At 44.0% G+C, this 4,030-nt stretch carries 4 protein-coding genes and 1 tRNA gene; 3 read left to right on the forward strand and 2 right to left on the reverse strand.

The window, feature by feature from the left end; translation table 11 throughout:
• Nucleotides 1-1,068, forward strand: a 1,068-nt coding sequence (locus MK127_08295) for an aromatic ring-hydroxylating dioxygenase subunit alpha (protein ID MCH2532791.1), incomplete at its 5' end; no start/stop codon positions are given.
• A gap of 45 nt (nucleotides 1,069-1,113) precedes the next feature.
• Nucleotides 1,114-2,352 (forward strand): MFS transporter, encoded by a 1,239-nt coding sequence (locus MK127_08300; GenBank protein ID MCH2532792.1) that lies wholly within the window; start codon nucleotides 1,114-1,116, stop codon nucleotides 2,350-2,352.
• Nucleotides 2,353-2,385: 33 nt separating this feature from the next.
• Here the strand turns inward: MK127_08300 and MK127_08305 are convergent.
• Nucleotides 2,386-2,462 (reverse strand) — tRNA-Arg (locus MK127_08305).
• A gap of 96 nt (nucleotides 2,463-2,558) precedes the next feature.
• Between MK127_08305 and MK127_08310 the strand changes: the two genes are divergently transcribed.
• Nucleotides 2,559-3,341 (forward strand): enoyl-CoA hydratase-related protein, encoded by a 783-nt coding sequence (locus tag MK127_08310; protein MCH2532793.1) that lies wholly within the window; start codon nucleotides 2,559-2,561, stop codon nucleotides 3,339-3,341.
• A gap of 4 nt (nucleotides 3,342-3,345) precedes the next feature.
• Here MK127_08310 and MK127_08315 read toward each other — a convergent pair.
• Nucleotides 3,346-4,030, reverse strand: a 685-nt coding sequence (locus MK127_08315; protein ID MCH2532794.1) for a hypothetical protein, incomplete at its 5' end; no start/stop codon positions are given.

Below are 4,030 nucleotides of genomic sequence, written 5' to 3' on the forward strand. Positions count from 1 at the left end.
ATACCTGAAGAAAATGGTCTCCGGTGCATGTACCACGGGTGGATGATGGACGAGACCGGCCAGTGCGTAGAGCAACCGTTTGAGGAAACTGTCCGACCTGATGGCAGATTCAAAGAGAAAGTCAAAATCGCTGGATACCCAGTTCAGGTACTCGCGGGCATGATTTTTGCTTATATGGGGCCACAGCCCGCACCGTTGTTGCCCAATTGGGAACCATTTACTTGGGAAGACGGCTGGAGTGAAGTAGCACTCGCAAAACTTCCATGCAACTGGTTGCAATGCATGGAAAACTCTATGGATCCTGTACATCTTGAATGGCTGCATGGTTATTGGGGAGTACGGCAACAGCATGAAAAGGCCGTTAAGCTTGGTTTAGCCAAGGCTGATGAGTTTGGTATTTTGCCTAAAAAACACCAAAAAATAGGATTTGACGTTTTTGAATACGGCATCGTGAAAAGAAGAATTACTGAAGGTATTGATGAATCGCACGGAGATTGGGCGGTAGGCCATCCAGTCATGTTCCCTCAAATTTTATTTGTAGGAAGCGCTGTCAGATGCTCTATGCAATTCAGAACTCCTGTAGACGATGAAAATACTTTGCATGTTACGTGGTTTTTTTATCGTGCAGCTCCTGGCCAGAACGTAGAAAAGCAAAAAAGCATTCCATATTTTGATGTTCCTCTTGTTGATAAGGATGGCCAACTGATCGAGGATCTTGTTAATCATCAAGACTTTGTAGCTTGGGTTACCCAAGGAGGCATAGCTCCAAGGCATAGAGAGCATTTAGGAGAATCAGACCGAGGTATCATCTTATACAGAAAATTACTTTCTGAACAAATGGAAGTTGTCCAAGACGGAGGTGACCCGATGGGGACCGTCAGAGACGAGAATGAAAACGAGTGCATTAGATTGCCGTTAGAGCATTGGCCTTCAATGAATAACCCTGAAAGAATGGCACGATTTGTACCATCTCAGGCAGGTCAAACAGATCAACATGTAAAGGCGATTGAGGCATTCTTGAGGCCATGGGCTGAAGTTCCACCGTGGGAAGAAACTGTAGCTAAATAAATTCATACTCCGCAGAATATCGGGGTATGGTTTATAGTGCAGATAATGCCATTTTCATTTTTTAGAAGCCCAGCATCACGAGGCCTGGTCAATTTATACACGGGTACGTTTCTATCAGGGATGGGGTGGTCGATGGTTTTCCCTGGCATAGCGATAATGCCAAGCTTCTTTGATGTTTCAATCGGTGCAGCAGCACAAGTGGTTACTCTTTATGGCATTGGTCGCTTTGCAGCTATGCCCGTAGCTGGGCAGATTATCGATAGAGCGGGTTCTAGGGCAAGTTTGATTGCAGGCACTATTTTGATAGCCTCAGGGGCTGCTATGGCCTGTATCGTACCTTGGTTTCTGCTAGTACTAGTTGCTTCTTTTGTTATTGGTTCAGGAGATGGACTTTGGGCCATGGGGCGTGAAGTTTCAGGGGTGGATTTGGTCAAATTAGACCAAAGAGGTCGGGTTTTATCAGGTTTTCATGGTATGCATTCTGGAGGGTTTGCAGTAGGGCCATTGCTTGGTGGAATCTTGATAGAGCTGGCAAATTTGAGAGTAATGTTCGCAGCCTATGCTTTATTATCTGTATTAGCGGTAATACTTGCTGTTTTTTCACATAATGCGGTAGCTGCAAGGAATTCAAAAGAGCTACAGGCATTGCCAGATAATAAAAGCTCTAAAAATCGCATTCGCCGATTATTGGATTTATATTTGCAAATTGACCCCGGATTGAGGAGTACCTATTTAGTTTTTGTGTTTGCGACTGCGGCAGCGTTTATGTTTCGCCAAACTTTTCAGAGTATTTTACCCCTTTATGCCGAGTCAGAGGCGGGGCTTTCAGCCATAGAGATTGGTACGCTATTTAGTTTTTCAGGAGTACTAATATTGGTGATGATTCTCCCTGTGGGATTTATTTTAGACAAAATAGGTCGGAAGTGGGCAACTGTTCCGAGTACAGGGCTACCTGCAATTGCATTTTTGGCCCTGCCTTTTACAGATTCGTTTCAGATGATGTTGGTTTTAGTGGGTCTTATGGGAGTCGCCAACGGCCTATCCCTTGGTTCACTAGCAGCGTCTACGTATGATGTTGTCCCTGAATCTGCCCGAGGGCGGTTACAAGCAGCAAGGAGAATGGCTGCAGAAGTAGGTGGTGTAGGGGCACCTTTAGTTGGAGGGATCCTGATGAATTTCAGCGGCCCTGGCACCCCGTTCTTAGTCTATGCGCCCATATTGATCCTCGCTTCGATATTGCTAGCATTTGTTGCTAAGGAGACATTAGTAAAGCGAAAAGAGTAAATTCCTTAAATAAAAGAATAAATTATAATTAGATGGCGCCCCAGACAGGATTCGAACCCGTGGCCTAGCGCTTAGAAGGCGCCCGCTCTATCCGACTGAGCTACTGGGGCATGTACCGAATATATTTGTTTTTTAATTTTGAAGCAAGTGTATATTTCAGATAATCGCCTGAAGGAAAGATTCTAATCTTACATAAAAGAGGAAAAATGTCTTACGAAACTATTGAGCTTGAAATTACTGGTAACCTTGCTGTAGTAACTTTGAACCGGCAGGATAGATTAAATGCTATTAGCAAAGAACTGATCAATGAATTCTCAAATCTTGTAACGTATTTCGAGTCAAACGATCAGATAAGGGTCATTATAATTACGGGGGCAGGGCGAGCATTTTGCGCAGGAGCTGATATTAAGGAAAGAGCTGAGAATTTAAATGACCAAGGCTTGGCACGCACTTCTGCATTAATATCACCTACATTTCGCCGTCTCGAGCGCCTTAACCAAGTGAGCATTGCAGCAATTAATGGAGTGGCTGCCGGAGGGGGCTTAGAGCTTGCAATGGCCTGCGATTTACGGATTGCTAGTGATGTTTCAAAGATGGCGCTTCCAGAATTGACCTTAGGTATCTTACCTGGAGCAGGAGGGACACAGCGCCTGCCACGCTTGATTGGCCCAGCTAGAGCAAAAGAAATGATGCTATTTGGTAAATTCATTGATTCAAATACTGCTCACAATTGGGGCTTAGTAAATGCAGTTGCAGATTCGAATCAATTACTTTCTGAAGCACGCGAATGGGCTAGAATCTTGCTAGATCTCCCTCCATTATCTTTGTCCTCTATAAAAAATGCGGTTAATGTCGCAATGGATGTTGATCTTGATAGCGGTATTCAATACGAGCAACGCTGCTCCGCAATGCTTGCTTTGACTGAAGATAGGCGCGAAGGGCACAGTGCCTTTGTTGAAAAAAGAAAACCAGTATTTAATGGTCGCTAACTAACTAGTTGATAACATTCTTTCTGGCATATTCCATCCAAAGCTCCCTTACTTCTTCGGGTACTTCGGCTTCATCTAGGCTCAGGAATTTCCAATCACCTCTCCCTGCATCACTTATAGTAGGTGAATATCCTTCGTCTTCTTTGGTCCAACTCCTCGGAGGTTGCGGTATAGGTAGAAAATATGGTTTCGTAGGGAAATCGTCAATATAGGACTGAAGAAGTTCATGTATTTCAAGCTCCTTCTCACCTAAATCGTCGTTACACCGCTTATCAAATTCGGGACCAAAAAGCCGTTCACCAGTAGCTCCAGCGTCCCCTACAGTACTCCAAGTAAGTTCATCTCTTTGTACTATTTCACGAATGTTATCAAATTGAATTTTCAAATACCTCTCCACGTGACGGAAGTCACAACTTAGAGTTATCGTGAAGCTTACGTGATCCGCAGCTGCAAAAGATAAGTTTTTCCAGTGAGGCCCAAACGATGAATTTAGTTTTGATAGAGGAAAGGCAGAATCACCGGAATCATAAGACGTAGCAGAAGTTGCCCATATCATTCCTTTGAAATACTTCCTAACTTCCGGGATTAGTCTGTCTATCAACCATTGGGCAAGCTCGACTTGTTCATCGGGCGGTAGATTACCCAGAAATTCGTTCATAGAGAAAATGACTTCTATCTGGGCTTGTATA

The organism is Dehalococcoidia bacterium (assembly GCA_022449765.1).
In the GTDB taxonomy this organism is placed as follows: domain Bacteria; phylum Chloroflexota; class Dehalococcoidia; order Lucifugimonadales; family Australimonadaceae; genus UBA2963.

Excerpts from the sequence above, each read along its gene's own strand:
- MK127_08300 (MCH2532792.1), top strand. The coding sequence starts at position 1,114 with ATGCCATTTTCATTTTTTAGAAGCCCAGCATCACGAGGCCTGGTCAAT.
- MK127_08310 (MCH2532793.1), top strand. The coding sequence starts at position 2,559 with ATGTCTTACGAAACTATTGAGCTTGAAATTACTGGTAACCTTGCTGTA.